This is a genomic window from Sphingorhabdus sp. (assembly GCF_041737645.1).
Taxonomy (GTDB): Bacteria; Pseudomonadota; Alphaproteobacteria; order Sphingomonadales; family Sphingomonadaceae; genus Sphingorhabdus_B.
The window spans coordinates 1-13,958 of sequence record NZ_JBGSRI010000050.1 but is presented as its reverse complement, the minus strand read 5'-3'; the positions used below and the strand labels follow the sequence as shown (position 1 = coordinate 13,958).

Genomic DNA, 13,958 nt, shown 5'->3' with positions numbered 1-13,958 from the left:
CAGGAATGTCACGTATTTTTATGATTCTTGCGTTCGTCGCATCTTTTTTTGGACCCGCATCCTGCGCAGAAAATGAAATAGATCATGTCACTCTTCCTGCAGACGTTGCGGCAGTCACGTTACCGTTTATGGCTGCGGTGAAGCGCGGCGACCAGGCTGCGATCGAAAGGCGTATGACGTCATCATTCGTCGATGACAGCCGCGCGCAATTTGACAATATGGCTGTACTTCTCAAAAAATCACCGCCGCTTACGCCTGCAATTTATATTCCCAAGCCCGGTACTTTTGGTCCCAATCAAAACGAAGTAAGCGTTACATATGCGGCACATGACGGCTCGAAATGGACAAGCGCGGAAATTCGCTTGTACCGTACTGAAGGCGGTCCATTTGAAGTCGAGTATTGGGATGTCAAAACCGCGACGGAACCACCGGCTTTGATAGCGCATACCAAAGAAATGCGAACCTTCATGATTTGGATTATGGGCGCTTTGGCCATTATCGCTTTGCTGGGTCTTTTACTGCTGATCTGGGTTGTAAAGCGACGGCCTCACATCCTAGTCCCCAATTCGGCACCTGAATCGCGGCGAGTTGCCGCAACTGTAAGGGATTCCGAATAGGCCTTGAAAGCCGAAGGCAAGCAGCTCACTCCGCCGCCAACAAGGTTTCAGCCACCTCGTCGCGCTGCGCTACAGTGGGATTGGAAAACACCATCACGCCATCATCGACCGGATCTTCGGACAGTATCTTTTTTTCTGCTGCATAGTTTTGCAAAACGCGCCACGGATGACGATCGCCATTTTTCGGCAATTTATTCAGGGACCGTGCGAAATAGCCTGAACTAAAATCGGTCACAAATGGCAGCTGCGGCATATTCAAATCGTCCAGATGCGGCGTTGCCACTTTGACATTTTTGTCATCCATTTTCCAAAGCAAGCGACACACATAGTCTGCGACTATATCGGTTTTTAGTGTCCAGGATGCGTTGATATAACCAAACACACTCGCAAGGTTCGGGATGTCGTTGTACATCACGCCCTTATAATTGAAATGCTCCCCGAAGTTGATCGGCGCGCCATCAATGCTCATTGCAATCTTGCCCATTGTCACAAGATTAAGCCCCGTCGCAGTCACTATGATATCCGCATCCAGATGCTCGCCAGATTTCAATTGAATACCTGTTTTGGTGAAATGGTCGATGTGATCGGTGACGACCTTTGCCTTTCCGCTGGATATTGCTTTGAAAATATCGCTATCAGGGACAAGGCAAAGACGCTGCTCCCAAGGCCCATATTTGGGTACGAAATGCTTTTCGACATCAACGGTGTTCGGCAATTCCTGTCGGGCCATGTCCACCAGTTTCTCACCCAATTTCGCAGGATTACGCCGCGCATACCAATAGGTAAAACGCTGGTTATTGATGTTTTTCCAACGGGTGATCGCATAAGCCAGCTTTTCGGGCAGTAACTTTCGCAATCTATTGGCGAAAGGATCGCGCGCCGGTCGCGAAACCATATATGTTGGCGAGCGCTGCAACATCGTTACATCCGCCGCCTGTTGCGCCATCACCGGGACTATGGTGACCGCCGTTGCACCCGAACCGATAACGACGACCTTTTTGCCGGTATAGTCAAGTTCTTCTGGCCAATGCTGAGGGTGAATGATTTGTCCCTTGAAATCGTTTTCACCGGGAAATTCGGGTCGATAGCCCTCATCATAATCATAATAGCCTGCGCACATGAACAGGAACCGTGCGGCAAAATGCCTGGCTTTGCCGCCATCGACCGATCGGGCTGTCACTTACCAGCAAGCGTCGGAACTGGACCAATTTGCTGTCATCACACGATGACCGAAATGGATGTGCGGGTTTATACCGAATTCTAAGGCCGTTTCGTGAATATATTCGTGGATTGCAGGGCCGTCGGCTATCGTCTTTTCGTGCAGCCACGGTTTGAAACGATAGCCCAGTGTGTGCATATCTGAATCAGAGCGGATCCCCGGATAACGGAACAAGTCCCATGTTCCACCCATATCGGCGCGCTGTTCAATTATCGCATAGCTTTTATTTGGGCACTGCATATTAAGATGCGCGGCAGCACCAATTCCGGAGAGGCCAGCGCCTACGATCAAAACATCTACATTCGTTTCCACTTGTGCCATCTTATTCTCTCCGGTCTTCGCTGATAAAAATCTTACTTACATCGTTGCAAATTGCAACTGGCTTTCGTTTGCGCCCTTTCACCGCTACAAACGCCGCAAGATTGAAATCGAACGGAGTAATTTATGAGCAGCGATGACGATTATGTGTATGATGAGGTATCAGGTGAATGGATCAGCGCCGAAGAGGCACTCGACAAGGGTTCCGAAACCGATACCAATGAGGTTCGCGACGCAGTCGGCAACATCTTGGCTGATGGCGATCAGGTGACACTTATCAAGGATTTGGTCGTCAAAGGTGCAGGCCAATCGCTAAAACGCGGGACCTTGATAAAATCTATAAGGCTGACCGGGGACGCGCAGGAAATTGATTGCAAGTTTGAAGGCATAAAAGGGTTGGTTCTCCGCGCCGAATTTGTTCGTAAAAGATAATGGCAAAAACTGTTTTGAGAATAGTTCTGGCGATTTTTTATTTTGCCGCCGGGATCGCGCACCTTAGGTCTCCTGCCGGTTTTATTGCAATTACCCCCGACTGGGTGCCTTTTCCGCAGCACGTGGTGTTGCTGACGGGCATCGCCGAAATCGTCGGAGCTATCGGTTTGTTCATTCCCCGTTTCCGGAAAGCTGCAGGGGTCGGGTTGGCACTTTATGCTGTTTGCGTATGGCCCGCCAATTTCAACCATGCGCTGAATGACATCATGATCAGCGGCACCGATTTGGGATGGGGCTATCATGGCCCGCGACTGGCCTTTCAACCGGTATTCATCTGGCTTGCCTTGTGGGTCGGGGAAGTAACCGATTGGCCGTTTCGCAAACGCCATTGAAATCCGGCTAGCTTCTCAGCAAAAAATCATTAACATTTACACATTAAGGCACACCGCAGGCTATCCAAGGGGTTCTTTATGACCACCCGTGACGATGATAAAACTTCCGACAAACCGCGTCGCGAGGGCGAACGCAGGAATGACACGGACACCGACTATTCCGGGCCTGATCGTCGCAAAGGCCAACGCCGCGCTGGTGACCGCCGGAAAGATACGCGCACCTGAAACCAAAAAAGGGCCACCTTTCGGCAGCCCTTTCTTAAACTTGGTTAGTCGAAATCAATCGGCTTGCGAAATATTTACCGCCGAAGCCTTGCCATTGCGGCCGATTTCGACTTCATAATTTACGCGCTGTTCTTTATCGAGCGAGTGCATACCCGCAGCTTGCACAGCCGAGATATGGACGAAGCTGTCATCGCCGCCGCCATCGGGTGCGATAAAGCCATAGCCTTTGTCGGCATTGAAGAATTTTACGGTGCCAGTAGGCATATTGATGTTCCTTTCACGAAACAGGTGACCACACAGCAACAGCGCCGCGTGGGAAGCCAAGTCGTGGTAGGAAAACGTCTGCGCGGGTCGACTTCATTGCCAGACACGCGCCTCAAATTCCGTCGCGGTCGACGATAGCAAAGCCTATCATACCCACTTTTGTATGAATTAGCAAACTACAACGACTTGAAGCCCGATAAAATCGGCAAACCGATGGGTTAATCCATCGGCATGGGTTGCCACAACTCGATCTTTCGACCTTCCGGGTCCATGATATGGGCAAATCGGCTATTAGCTTCATCAGGGAAAGTTTTGACCGGCGTCACCCCATGTTTGGCGCAACGCGCTAGCATCGCATCCAGATCATCCACCATCAGGTTGAACATGAATTCCTTGTCCGAAGGCGCAAAATAATCGGTATCGGCTTTGAAGGGCGAGAACACCGTCGCCGCCCCGGGATGCGCGGCCGCCGCTTCGGGTGTGAAGATGATTCCCCAAGGCTCTACTTTGATCCCGAGTACATCCGCATACCATGCGTTCGTCGCCGCCGGATCGGCGGATTTGAAAAACAGGCCGCCAAGGCCAAGTATTTTCGCCATAGAAAACCGTCCTTTTTATTTCCAGCCCAACCGCTTTCTGTTTGCCGTGACCGCTTGCGAATAATGCGCGATGCTGCTGCTCATAATCTGTTCGGGGCTACTACCCAGCTTTCCGCTCACAAGATCCGCGCCAAGCGCCATGCTTGCGGACAGCTTTTCGGAGACCATACGTTCCGCCTCTTTCACCGCTGAAGGCCCGCCAGAGGCGAGAGCACCCATCCGCATAGCGATAACCATATTGGATTCGGCGGCAAGCGCCCAGGCATCCATGCCAACGCTGAACCAACTCGGCGGGTAATTTTTAGGCTTACTCATAAACAGCTTTTCCAATCATCAGCGGGCTATATGCCCACGATTTCTTCAATAAAGATACAAAAGATACGCAAAACGAACCTGAAAATGTATCCTTTGTAGCTTTAAGTCAACGAGGCCCTGGCGCAACGCGAGCCTTATTTAGCCATCGCGGCCCGGACAAGGCTCATGTCAGGGCCGCCCGTCACCGACACCGAACCGCCACGCTGGATATGCACCGTGGTCACACCGTTCATTGCCCGATCGAGGAAATAGTCAAATTGGCGCCGTTTGCCCTTTTCAATGGCGGCGTCCCACGCGGCGGCAAAGCTTTCGGCGCCTTCGCGTTCGCGCAAGCGATAGGCAGACACCCGCCCCTTGCCCAGCGCACGGCACGCAGCGCCCACCGACCCCATGGCCGATAGCGCCCGAATAAAGCGTTTCTGTGTTTCAGGCGACCAGCCATCATAGCGGCGGCGTTGCTGCGGCACCGGCGTGAAGTCGAGGATGGAAACGGACAATTCCGCTTCGTCTTGGGGTAAGGATGTGTCGGTCATACCGCCATTGGAGCATAAGGCGCGGTCTGTAGGAAAATACTTTTTAGGTCAGCGCGCGCAGCCTTGCGATCTCTTGCCTTAATGCCGTATTTTCGGCGATCAGATCGGCCATTTTCGGGGCGGGTCTTGCCGATTTTGGGCGCGGCGAAAAAAGCTTTAGCAGGTCGGAAACACGGCTTCGCATCCAATAGCCCAATATGTCGACGACGCCATTTTTCCGGTACACCGTGACCGAGCGTGCACGCGGCAACGGCGTCGGCGTGTGCGAAGGAATTGTATCGGCCACCGGACGGATTGGCACAATCACCGTAGTATCGGTAATCGGTTGTGGAGTTAAGGCCGCCGAGAGAGGTTTTCGGGCCGCGGTTTTTGGGAGGGGTGTTGCTTTTACTCTCGGCTTTGCGACCCGGGCCTTACGTGCGACAGGTTTAGTTGAAGCTGACTTTGCCAATGCAGGCTTTGCCGCCTTTTTGGCTTTGGGCTTGGCTTTGGCAGCACGCGATGTTGATTTGAGTAACACAGGCTCAGCGGTCACCGCCCGCAATGCCACCGGAATGATGAGCGTCGATGCAAGATCGGGCGAAAGCCAACGCTGGTCAGGCAGAATATCGGCGGGAAATGTGGGAGGACGTGCGGTGTCCGCACGGACGAAAAAGGCGGGATTGGTGTCTCGGCTTTTCCAGTCGGCCTGCCGACTTTTACCCGTTTGCTTCTGCGCCTTTTTGCGCGAAATCTCGACACTGCGATTTTCCATCTAACGACCTTCCCCCAGACGTAGTGGCTGGAACGAAAGTATAGGCATAGATATTGTTGGCAAGCGGAGATGAAGCCAAAATGGACTGGAGTTGGGTGGGGGTAAAGCTTTGGTGAAAAAACACCCCTCTATCCCCTGAAGGAGAGAGGGAAAATCTTTTTTGCGGAACTGTCCTCCCACTGGGCCGTTAGCATCATTCCCCCTCTCCTTTCTTCCGGAGCGTTTCTTATGTCCAGCACGACCGGCTATGCCGCCAAACATTCGTACAGCCGCCTCAAGCCCATCGAGTTCGAACGCGATCCGGCTGGAAAGGGCGAAGTCGAGGTCGAGATCCTTTTCTGCGGCGTGTGCCATTCGGACGTGCACCAGTGCGCCAACGACTGGTCGAACACGATCTACCCGTGCATGCCCGGACACGAGATTGTCGGCCGTGTCACCGCCATAGGTCAGGGCGTCACCCGCCACTCGATCGGTGATAGCGTCGGCATCGGATGCATGGTCGACAGTTGCCAGACGTGCGAGCCCTGCAAGGCAGGCGAAGAAAATTATTGCGAAGGGCCCAACGGCTTTCTGTCCACTTACAACGGCCCGTTTGTTCCTGCGGAAAAAACACCGACCGGCGAAAACATCTATGGCCGCAGCAACACCTTTGGCGGCTATTCTGGCAGCATTACCGTCCGCGAGGAATTCGCGCTGAAAATTCCCGCAGGCCTCCGCCTTGAAGTCGCTGCGCCGATTTTATGCGCTGGTGTCACCACCTATTCGCCGCTGAAGCATTGGGGCGTCAAGGCGGGCGACCATGTCGGCATCATCGGGATTGGCGGACTGGGTCACATGGCGGTCAAGATCGCGGTTGCGATGGGCGCCATCGTCACCGCCTTCACCACCAGCAAAGACAAGCTGGACGACGTAACAAAACTTGGCGCAACCGTCGTGATGGAGGATGACGCAGAGGCGATGAAGGCTTTGAAAAACAGTTTTGACTTCATGCTGTCGACCATCCCCGAAAAGCATGACATCAACCCGTTCATCCCTTTGCTCAAGCGCGATAAGACCATCGTTCTGGTCGGCGCACTTGAGCCAATGAAGGGCGTCAACAACGCGGTCGTCGCCTTTTCGCGCAAATCGGTTGCCGGGTCGCTGATCGGCGGCCTTGCCGAAACGCAAGAAGTGCTCGATCTATGCGCCGAGCATGGAATTGGTCCGGATATTGAGATTATCCCGATCCAGCAGATCAACGATGCTTTCAAGGCGTTAGAAAAAGGCGATGTGCGGTTTCGCTACGTTATCGACATGGCGTCACTGCATAAGGATCAGGTGGGGACGTAACGCATTTTTTCCCGCAAAAGGTGGGTGAGCCTTACGACCTCACATCACGAACGCGGTTTCGTGAACATAAAGGATAGCTTAAAAAAAGCGGTTTTTACCGGCCCGCCGCCGCGTAGAAAATGCTATCCCGCCGTTTTGCAGGCTGATATGTTGTGCCCCTGACCGTCAAGGAGGGGACTTGTCATGAACAGCAGAACAGTTCGGATTATCGGCATCATTGGTATATTGTGGAATCTGGTCGGCGTCGCCAGCTATCTGGCGCATGTCGGGATGTTCGGCCCGGAAGCCGCCGCCACACCGCCCGGCTCGCCACCAATGCCGATTTATATTACCGCCGCGTTCGCCATCGCGGTATTCGGCGGAGTATTGGGCAGTGCCGGGCTGGCGATTTTCAAATCATGGGCGAAGCCCGTGCTGTGGCTTGCGTTCGTCACGTCGGTGATCAACTGGACATGGGTGTTTATGTACGGCGTTGGCGCTTCGATGCCGTTGGGCGTGTCTGTCATCGCCATTTCGCTGGGGCTCGCGGTTGTCGCCAGCCGCGCATCGCTGACGAAAGGTTAACGGGCGGACACAACGCCGCTTCGGCTTGAAACTCTGACCATCCCTGAAACTTTGTTAACCGATGATGCCTATATTAAAGACCTCCGTAAAAAGGGGCTGGCATATGAGTCTCGAAGATTTCACCAGAGAGCTGCAGGGCAAGCCGCCCCGAAACCGCGATAACTTCGACCGGTGGGCATATAGCGACGAAGACGGCTGTTCCTATGACCGCGAAGCGTTTGTCACGCCATTGTCCTTCGGTATCGGGGTAACCTTTTTTGGCGGACTTTTCCTCGTGGACTGGGCAACCGGCGGGACAGAATGGAAAGTGTTACGAGACGCTGTTGGGTGGGTTTGGGATATGCTGGCTTAACGCAATGAAAAAAGCGTCGACTAAGCGCTGATGGACCCAGAAGCCCGCGATCGAATGTGAAGGCATCGGCCACCAGCAAGGTACAGCTGCGGCGGCTTGTGGAGAAGTTGGTGCCGGTAAAATAGTGCACTGTCACCGTAATCCAAGCCAAGGCTGACATCGCGGACGATCGGTTCTTCCTATTTGGCGGAAGATTTTTCGTCGGCAGATGATTTGTACTATCGCCGTAATACAGTAAAACGTCATGATTTGAATAGTATTAAAAATGTCATAATTTAAATCAGGTGCACCGATCTCTTGAATATACTTATCGGCAGACCATATGTTGTTATGCTCTATTCTGAGCATTTGAAAGATTACATCATGCATGACATAGTTGATACTGCTGTCGCAGCGGGCTCGTTCACCACACTCGTCGCCGCGGTTACCGCCGCTGGTCTGGTCGATACACTAAAAGGTGAAGGCCCATTCACTGTCTTCGCACCGTCCGATGATGCGTTTGCCAAACTTCCAGAAGGCACAGTGGCCGAACTGGTCAAGCCTGAAAACAAGGAAAAGCTGACCGCAATCCTGACGCTTCACGTGATGAGCGGCAAGGTTATGGCCGCCGACGTTGCGGGCAAGACACTTACACCCGCATCGGTGAACGGCGAGGCGCTTCACGTCGATGGCACCGACGGCGTACGTGTTAGCGGCGCAACCGTGACCAGCGCGGACATCGAATGCACCAATGGCGTCATTCACGTCATCGACACCGTGATTATGCCAAAGGGCTAATCATCGGGCTATCCGATTTGAGAGGGGCGGCAGCGATGCCGCCCCTTTTTTTGCGCGCAACAACGATGGACGGCGGAGGCTTGCCCCGCCGCCGTTCGCCGGATTATTGATAGGTGTCGTAGCTCGCACGCGAGATTTGCGTGCTGCATGCGTCGAAACGCGCCTGCAATTTTGCTTCGACCGAATTGGGATTGGCCATCGCATTGCGCCAGGTGTCCCATGCCTTGCCGAACGCTTGTGCCGAAGCAATGTTGCCGACCCAGACAACCATTCTCGAATCGGAACTGTGGACGGGCAGCATCAGTTGTACGTTGTAACCATTGGCCTTGCCCCAGCTTTCATTGAACTCCCTGGTGATGCCAAGATAGGTTTGGAATGTGCAGCCGTCCTTCAGCTTCGAGGTAATAACGTCGAGCGTGTTGGCCATAGCGGGGCCGGGCAGCAGCAAGGCTGCGATCAAGAGCAGTTTTTTCATTATAGGTCCTCTCCATTACGTGCCGCCTGCCGCTTGTTTGGACAAACGCTGACACACGGCACCTTCTCGACCCGTCGCGATTATAGCACGCTAACGCCCGTTTCCCTAACGGCAACTTAGCGTTGTTGAGGCGGAGGCGAGAGAAGTTGGTGCCGGGGCTAAATCGGTATAAAGCCCCGCACTGAACATGACTTCTGACAGCCCCAATCCCCTGCCTTATGGCGCCTCTCCCTTGTCGCCCCGCATATTGGTCGATGCCGATGCGTGCCCGGTAAAGGAGGAGATTTACAAGGTCGCATATCGCCGCAATGTGCCCGTGGTGCTGGTCAGCAACGCGCGCTTTCGTATGCCCGACCATCCCCTGATCACGAGGGCTATCGTATCGGACAGCTTCGACGCCGCCGATGACTGGATAGCGGAGCAGGCCAACCATCGCAGCGTGGTGATCACCGCCGACATATTACTTGCGGACCGGTGCCTGAAGGCAGGAGCCATCGTTATCGGCAATAATGGCAAGCCGTTCACCAGCGCCTCCATCGGCGGAGCCATCGCCACCCGCGCCATCATGGCCGACCTGCGCGCCGGAATTGGCCAAAAAAACATGGAAGGCATAACCGGAGGCCCCGCACCCTTTGCCAAAGCCGACCGGTCACGATTTTTGCAGGCGTTGGATGACGCGTTGGTGCGGTTGGGGTGAAGGCGGTGCAGGTCCGGGCAGGTCCAAAGTTGACACCAAATTGACAGCTGAAAAGCCTATTTATAGCGACGGCGCGGCGGCTCCTGCACGCTGCCTGGATCGAGATAAAAGCACATATCGGAAAACTCCGCGTCACTCAGCTTTTCCTTGGCATTGCACTTTTCGGAAGCTGCCTTGCCGCGCGCATATCGCGCAGCCGCCAACTGCGCCTCGGTCTTTTCGGCCTGCGTTTCGGTGAGATATTGTGGCAGCTTGCCATCCATGATGTCGGCAATTTCCAGCTCGTCAGAAAGTGTTTCGGCCCCCAATAAAGTTTCGGCAGGCGCGGGCAGTTGCGGCTCCATATCGCGCAGGCAGGCATCGATTGTGACTGGGACCGTGACGGACCCACCCGCATCCGCAACCGCGCCGGCAACCGCAGCGGCTCCATTGCCATACCGGTCGGGAATCAAGTGCTTCAACAGGAAGATGAGCAACCGGTTGTCGGGCACATGCTTGGTTGCGATCACTTCGCCACATTCATTGAAAACATTTTCCTCGCGGCCTTCAATGGCGCGGTCGAAGGCGATATCTTCGAGCAGCGCACCTGCATGCAGCCGCGCCGCATCCCATGCCCGCGAAAAAGCAGAACCATCGCCTGAGCGTTTCAGTTCATAAGCCGCCTGCCGCGACAGGCCCACCGCCTTCGCCGCAAGCGCGACGCGCCCGGTATCGGCCAGCACCTCGATAAAGCGCCGCTGCTTCTCCTCCGTCCAGCCATCGGAGCGCGGGCGACGGCGTACGGGGACCCAACGATATTCTGCGGGGTCGTACGGGATGGGTGTGGAGGTTTCAGGCCCGTCGATGGATGCAAGCGCCTCGGCAGGGGGAGGAGCGGTGTCGGCGGCGGCGGAAGATGAGGTGTGTGTGGTTATCATTTGACGACAAATATCACCTATAAGGTTATTTGTCAAATATGTTTATGGTTTGTTCTGTCATTGGTCATCAGAAACACCGTCAACATCCTATTACACGCGGCTCTATCGGCGGCGCCATCACCACCCGTGCGATCATGGACGACTTGCGCGCCGGAATTGGCCAAAAAACATTGAAGGCATCACCGGAGGCCCCGCACCCTTTGCCAAAGCCGACAGGTCACGATTTTTGCAGGCGCTTGATGAGGCGTTGGTGCGGTTGGGGTGAGGGTCTAATTCGTCTGCTGTCCCCGTAATTTAAGGGACGCGGTTAAAAGCGAAAGCTGCGCAAGGCAGGCATCGGCTATCATGAGGTGGTCGCGGGACATACGCCAGCGGGAGAGATGCGGCGGCTGATGGATAAGTTGGTGTCGGGGGGTGGTTGATTAGTTGAAGTCATCTAACCAAAGCTGCGCCTCAGTTACACCTCATTGACAGTCCGAACTACGCAATAACGCAATGTGTCGGTCGACGCGCATCGGGCTAGCTGAATTTTCTTTATATATCCGTCTTCTTTGGCCAACGATCCGCGTATTTCTCAAATCGACGATTAACTTTTTATCTTCGGTTACTACTATGTGAGCTTTAGCTTCAATGGCCAATGCAACAACGTGCGGATCATCTGAAACACAATGCTGTTTAACGACCGCTTCTCGTGCGGCTACCTTAGTTGCTGAAATGCGGACGAGCTTTCCAGCACGAGACCATTCGGTCAGCAACCCCTTCATTGCTTGAACTTTAAAAAGTTCCTTTTCTAAATGACCACCAGAAGCGATGCGTCCTCCGGAATTCACCCATCGCAAAAGCGTCTTTAAATAAGGATGGTCCTGTTTACAAAAATCAGCAGCCTTGTTGGCATCAATTACCACACACATTATTCAGACAATCCAAGCAAATCCATCTGCTCTTTAACAAAAAAATCCCGGTAGCCATTTGGAACTTTTATCATGTTTCCTTCGTCATCGATTTTTATTTGAGCCACCTGAGTACCGGTACCAACGGATTCAAAATACAATATCGACACATCGTTGGCACGTATCTGCTTCCGCTGAATACATAATCTCACTCGATCTATAAGATAATCGCTATGCGTTTCGGCAACTATTGTGGAGCCTTTTACCCGCTCTAGATAATCCACAAAAAAAGAACCAAGAGCAGCCTGTGCTTGAGGATGCAGATGGACTTCAGGCTGTTGAAATAAGAATCCGCTTCGAGGAGGGCTTTCGATGAGGTCGGTCAATATTGGCAGCGCCTGACTAACCCCATAGCCCACATCTACGATGTTAGATTGCTTTCCTTTTCGAGTAACATTAATTTGAAAAGGACTGGACCCCGACGTTCTATATCGGGCGACATTTATGGCCGAAAACATGCCAGATAAGCGACCAAATTCTTCAAGACCATTTTTTATACGCAGCCATCGAGCTTCATCTGATTCTTTTATTTTAAAAAGCGTTTGAGGAGTGTGAGTACCGTCTGGTGAACGAATCTGATCCGTTGGGGTATAAACGCGACTTGGGTTCGAACGAACTGGCGCTGACGCGAAAATGGCTCGTGGGAATGTCTGGGTGAGTTGTTCTAATGCCATTGATGTGACAGACAAAACTTTCTCGGCACCGCCTATCAATTCATCTTTGGAAACCGTTCGATCACGCACCATCCGACGAAGAAAAAATAGCATGTCAGACATGTCCAATTTTTCTAATCGTCCTATTCTTTGATTAAGTTGCAGCTGCTCCTGACCCTCGCTGGAGTCAAAAGCGATATCATTACCCTGTTTTGCAACAACTCTAATTTTTTGATCAACAGAGATTTGCAGAAAGTAATCGAGAAAATTTAATTCTAGCTTTTCTATGACTGCGTCACCCACATTACTCGTGAATGTGAGGCATAATTTAGCAAGTCCAGACTGTTTCTCCGCTTGCACCCGTGGATAATATATTTGTGATCTTCTCGGATCGGTGGTGATATTATTTTCAATTTCCAAATTGAAGCGGTCCGGTCGGGTCCGACCTCGAACCCGATGCACAATCTCGTCAAATGTACCCAAATCAAAAGGAGGCAAATTGAATGAAGCTGACAACATTCGTTCTTGGAATCGCCAAATATAACTCAGCGCAGCCAAAAAAGATGTTTTTCCAGAACTATTTTCGCCCACAAGGAAAGTGAGTGGGCGAATTTCCAAAGCCCCCGTGTAAGCAAAGGCTCTAAAATCAGTTAAAGACAGCTTCATATCTTGACCCCATAGCTCACTTCTAGCGCATAATGCCAGACAACATTTTAATGTCAGTTGCCGAACGGCTCCGCCAAAGCGCAAACGCGTTCCACGAAAATCAATTATGCTCGCTCAATCATGCTCCCGATCACCACCGCCAATATATAGCTCGCGCCCAGTCTCGTCATAGACATTGCTCATTTCCGCCATGCTGGCCTCTTCCGCTGCAGCGCAACCGCTCAGAATGTAGAGCGGTTGGTGAATAAAATGACACGTGCCGCGTAGCCAGTCCATTAGCTTCCCATCCCATTGACGCGCAAAACCCACCCCCACCAACTACCCAAAATCTTAATCAATCCCCCTGCATTATAAACTTCCGCCTCCCCTATCAAAGATAGGAACGGGCGGTCGTTTATAGGTGCTATGGATGAGATGAATATCGCTGCGACCAAATTGAAACTGGTGCTGACGGGCATTGCCGTTGTCGGCTTTTCCGTCGTCGCGTCTCTGCTGGCGACGCATGTCAGTTTTCAGATCAGTGGTATCGCCGACTATCGCACGACCATGATGGTCGCGTTCATCATTCCGATGCTGGTGGCCCCGCCCTCCTACGGCTTTGTCGCCTTTCTCAGCTGGAAGCTGAAAAAGGCGAATGAACGGCTCGACAAGCTGGCGCATATTGACGCGCTCACCGCGCTCAATAACCGCCGCTCCTTTGTCGATGCCGCCACCGCGCGGCTGGGCACGGGCAGCAGCCAGATGCTCGCCATGACCGCCATCTACCATTTCAAGAAAATCAACGACCGGCTCGGCCATGCCGGTGGCGACAATGCGTTGAAGCATGCGGCCGAGGTGCTGCGCAGTTCCGCCCCCAAAGAGGCCCTGCTCGCCCGCTTGGGCGGGGAGGAGTTCGGCTTGCTCTTCGCGC

Annotated in this window: 22 protein-coding genes and 1 pseudogene; 11 read left to right on the top strand and 12 right to left on the bottom strand. The window is 53.1% G+C overall.

Going from position 1 to position 13,958, the window contains the following annotated elements:
• The first annotated feature begins 5 nt into the window (after nucleotides 1-5).
• Nucleotides 6-617, top strand: coding sequence for a hypothetical protein (locus ACEW72_RS09015; protein WP_373476050.1), 612 nt, complete (start codon nucleotides 6-8; stop codon nucleotides 615-617).
• Nucleotides 618-642: 25 nt separating this feature from the next.
• On the opposite strand, the gene ACEW72_RS09010 is transcribed toward ACEW72_RS09015, so the two are convergent.
• Both ACEW72_RS09010 and ACEW72_RS09005 read right to left on the bottom strand, forming a co-directional pair.
• Entirely contained in the window at nucleotides 643-1,797 is a 1,155-nt protein-coding gene (locus ACEW72_RS09010) for a flavin-containing monooxygenase (RefSeq protein ID WP_373476049.1), read from the bottom strand.
• Complete coding sequence (locus tag ACEW72_RS09005) at nucleotides 1,798-2,157, bottom strand: NAD(P)-binding protein (RefSeq protein WP_373476048.1); 360 nt, start codon at nucleotides 2,155-2,157, stop codon at nucleotides 1,798-1,800. It abuts the gene before it with no gap.
• A gap of 123 nt (nucleotides 2,158-2,280) precedes the next feature.
• Here ACEW72_RS09005 and ACEW72_RS09000 point away from each other — a divergent pair, with 123 nt between their 5' ends.
• The 3 genes from ACEW72_RS09000 to ACEW72_RS08990 all read left to right on the top strand — a co-directional run bounded on the left by ACEW72_RS09000 (nucleotide 2,281) and on the right by ACEW72_RS08990 (nucleotide 3,203).
• The gene (locus ACEW72_RS09000; protein WP_373476047.1) at nucleotides 2,281-2,586 is read left to right on the top strand and encodes an alkylphosphonate utilization protein; all 306 of its coding nucleotides are present in this window, start codon (nucleotides 2,281-2,283) and stop codon (nucleotides 2,584-2,586) included.
• On the top strand, nucleotides 2,586-2,978 hold the full coding sequence (locus tag ACEW72_RS08995; RefSeq protein ID WP_373476046.1) for a DoxX family protein: 393 nt from the start codon (nucleotides 2,586-2,588) through the stop codon (nucleotides 2,976-2,978). The genes ACEW72_RS09000 and ACEW72_RS08995 overlap by 1 nt, the downstream gene beginning before the upstream one ends.
• Nucleotides 2,979-3,056: 78 nt before the next feature.
• On the top strand, nucleotides 3,057-3,203 hold the full coding sequence (locus ACEW72_RS08990) for a hypothetical protein (RefSeq protein ID WP_373476045.1): 147 nt from the start codon (nucleotides 3,057-3,059) through the stop codon (nucleotides 3,201-3,203).
• A 54-nt stretch (nucleotides 3,204-3,257) separates the two neighbouring features.
• Here the strand turns inward: ACEW72_RS08990 and ACEW72_RS08985 are convergent, their stop codons facing one another.
• The 5 genes from ACEW72_RS08985 to ACEW72_RS08965 all read right to left on the bottom strand — a co-directional run bounded on the left by ACEW72_RS08985 (nucleotide 3,258) and on the right by ACEW72_RS08965 (nucleotide 5,668).
• The gene (locus ACEW72_RS08985; protein ID WP_373476044.1) at nucleotides 3,258-3,467 is read right to left on the bottom strand and encodes a cold-shock protein; all 210 of its coding nucleotides are present in this window, start codon (nucleotides 3,465-3,467) and stop codon (nucleotides 3,258-3,260) included.
• 218 nt (nucleotides 3,468-3,685) lie between these two features.
• Entirely contained in the window at nucleotides 3,686-4,066 is a 381-nt protein-coding gene (locus ACEW72_RS08980; RefSeq protein ID WP_373476043.1) for a VOC family protein, read from the bottom strand.
• 15 nt (nucleotides 4,067-4,081) lie between these two features.
• Nucleotides 4,082-4,381, bottom strand: a complete 300-nt coding sequence (locus ACEW72_RS08975) for a hypothetical protein (protein ID WP_373476042.1) — start codon at nucleotides 4,379-4,381, stop codon at nucleotides 4,082-4,084.
• A gap of 134 nt (nucleotides 4,382-4,515) precedes the next feature.
• Nucleotides 4,516-4,914, bottom strand: coding sequence for a hypothetical protein (locus tag ACEW72_RS08970; RefSeq protein WP_373476041.1), 399 nt, complete (start codon nucleotides 4,912-4,914; stop codon nucleotides 4,516-4,518).
• 43 nt (nucleotides 4,915-4,957) lie between these two features.
• A complete protein-coding gene (locus ACEW72_RS08965; RefSeq protein ID WP_373476040.1) occupies nucleotides 4,958-5,668 on the bottom strand; it encodes a hypothetical protein in 711 nt (236 codons plus the stop codon).
• A gap of 228 nt (nucleotides 5,669-5,896) precedes the next feature.
• On the opposite strand from ACEW72_RS08965, the gene ACEW72_RS08960 reads away from it, so the two are divergent.
• From ACEW72_RS08960 to ACEW72_RS08945, 4 genes are all read left to right on the top strand, one after another.
• Entirely contained in the window at nucleotides 5,897-6,997 is a 1,101-nt protein-coding gene (locus tag ACEW72_RS08960; RefSeq protein ID WP_373476039.1) for an NAD(P)-dependent alcohol dehydrogenase, read from the top strand.
• A gap of 183 nt (nucleotides 6,998-7,180) precedes the next feature.
• Nucleotides 7,181-7,561: a hypothetical protein gene (locus ACEW72_RS08955; protein ID WP_373476038.1), complete on the top strand. Its 381-nt coding sequence runs from the start codon at nucleotides 7,181-7,183 to the stop codon at nucleotides 7,559-7,561.
• Between the two features lie 103 nt (nucleotides 7,562-7,664).
• On the top strand, nucleotides 7,665-7,913 hold the full coding sequence (locus ACEW72_RS08950; protein WP_373476037.1) for a hypothetical protein: 249 nt from the start codon (nucleotides 7,665-7,667) through the stop codon (nucleotides 7,911-7,913).
• 330 nt (nucleotides 7,914-8,243) lie between these two features.
• Nucleotides 8,244-8,690, top strand: a complete 447-nt coding sequence (locus ACEW72_RS08945) for a fasciclin domain-containing protein (protein WP_373476036.1) — start codon at nucleotides 8,244-8,246, stop codon at nucleotides 8,688-8,690.
• A gap of 103 nt (nucleotides 8,691-8,793) precedes the next feature.
• Here the strand turns inward: ACEW72_RS08945 and ACEW72_RS08940 are convergent, their stop codons facing one another.
• Nucleotides 8,794-9,165 carry a hypothetical protein gene (locus ACEW72_RS08940; protein WP_373476035.1) on the bottom strand — a complete coding sequence of 124 codons (372 nt, stop codon included), beginning with the start codon at nucleotides 9,163-9,165 and terminating at the stop codon, nucleotides 8,794-8,796.
• A gap of 187 nt (nucleotides 9,166-9,352) precedes the next feature.
• On the opposite strand from ACEW72_RS08940, the gene ACEW72_RS08935 reads away from it, so the two are divergent.
• The gene (locus ACEW72_RS08935; protein WP_373476034.1) at nucleotides 9,353-9,862 is read left to right on the top strand and encodes a YaiI/YqxD family protein; all 510 of its coding nucleotides are present in this window, start codon (nucleotides 9,353-9,355) and stop codon (nucleotides 9,860-9,862) included.
• 56 nt (nucleotides 9,863-9,918) lie between these two features.
• Here ACEW72_RS08935 and ACEW72_RS08930 read toward each other — a convergent pair whose 3' ends face one another.
• Nucleotides 9,919-10,779 carry a hypothetical protein gene (locus ACEW72_RS08930; protein ID WP_373476033.1) on the bottom strand — a complete coding sequence of 287 codons (861 nt, stop codon included), beginning with the start codon at nucleotides 10,777-10,779 and terminating at the stop codon, nucleotides 9,919-9,921.
• 86 nt (nucleotides 10,780-10,865) lie between these two features.
• Here ACEW72_RS08930 and ACEW72_RS08925 point away from each other — a divergent pair.
• Nucleotides 10,866-11,044: pseudogene (locus ACEW72_RS08925) on the top strand (DUF188 domain-containing protein); the annotation flags it as partial.
• 199 nt (nucleotides 11,045-11,243) lie between these two features.
• On the opposite strand, the gene ACEW72_RS08920 reads toward ACEW72_RS08925, so the two are convergent.
• The 3 genes from ACEW72_RS08920 to ACEW72_RS08910 all read right to left on the bottom strand — a co-directional run bounded on the left by ACEW72_RS08920 (nucleotide 11,244) and on the right by ACEW72_RS08910 (nucleotide 13,324).
• A complete protein-coding gene (locus ACEW72_RS08920; protein ID WP_373476032.1) occupies nucleotides 11,244-11,684 on the bottom strand; it encodes a hypothetical protein in 441 nt (146 codons plus the stop codon).
• A 5-nt stretch (nucleotides 11,685-11,689) separates the two neighbouring features.
• Nucleotides 11,690-13,048 (bottom strand): AAA family ATPase, encoded by a 1,359-nt coding sequence (locus tag ACEW72_RS08915; RefSeq protein ID WP_373476031.1) that lies wholly within the window; start codon nucleotides 13,046-13,048, stop codon nucleotides 11,690-11,692.
• Between the two features lie 114 nt (nucleotides 13,049-13,162).
• Entirely contained in the window at nucleotides 13,163-13,324 is a 162-nt protein-coding gene (locus ACEW72_RS08910; protein ID WP_373476030.1) for a hypothetical protein, read from the bottom strand.
• 138 nt (nucleotides 13,325-13,462) lie between these two features.
• On the opposite strand from ACEW72_RS08910, the gene ACEW72_RS08905 reads away from it, so the two are divergent.
• Nucleotides 13,463-13,958, top strand: a 496-nt coding sequence (locus tag ACEW72_RS08905) for a GGDEF domain-containing protein (protein WP_373476029.1), incomplete at its 3' end; no start/stop codon positions are given.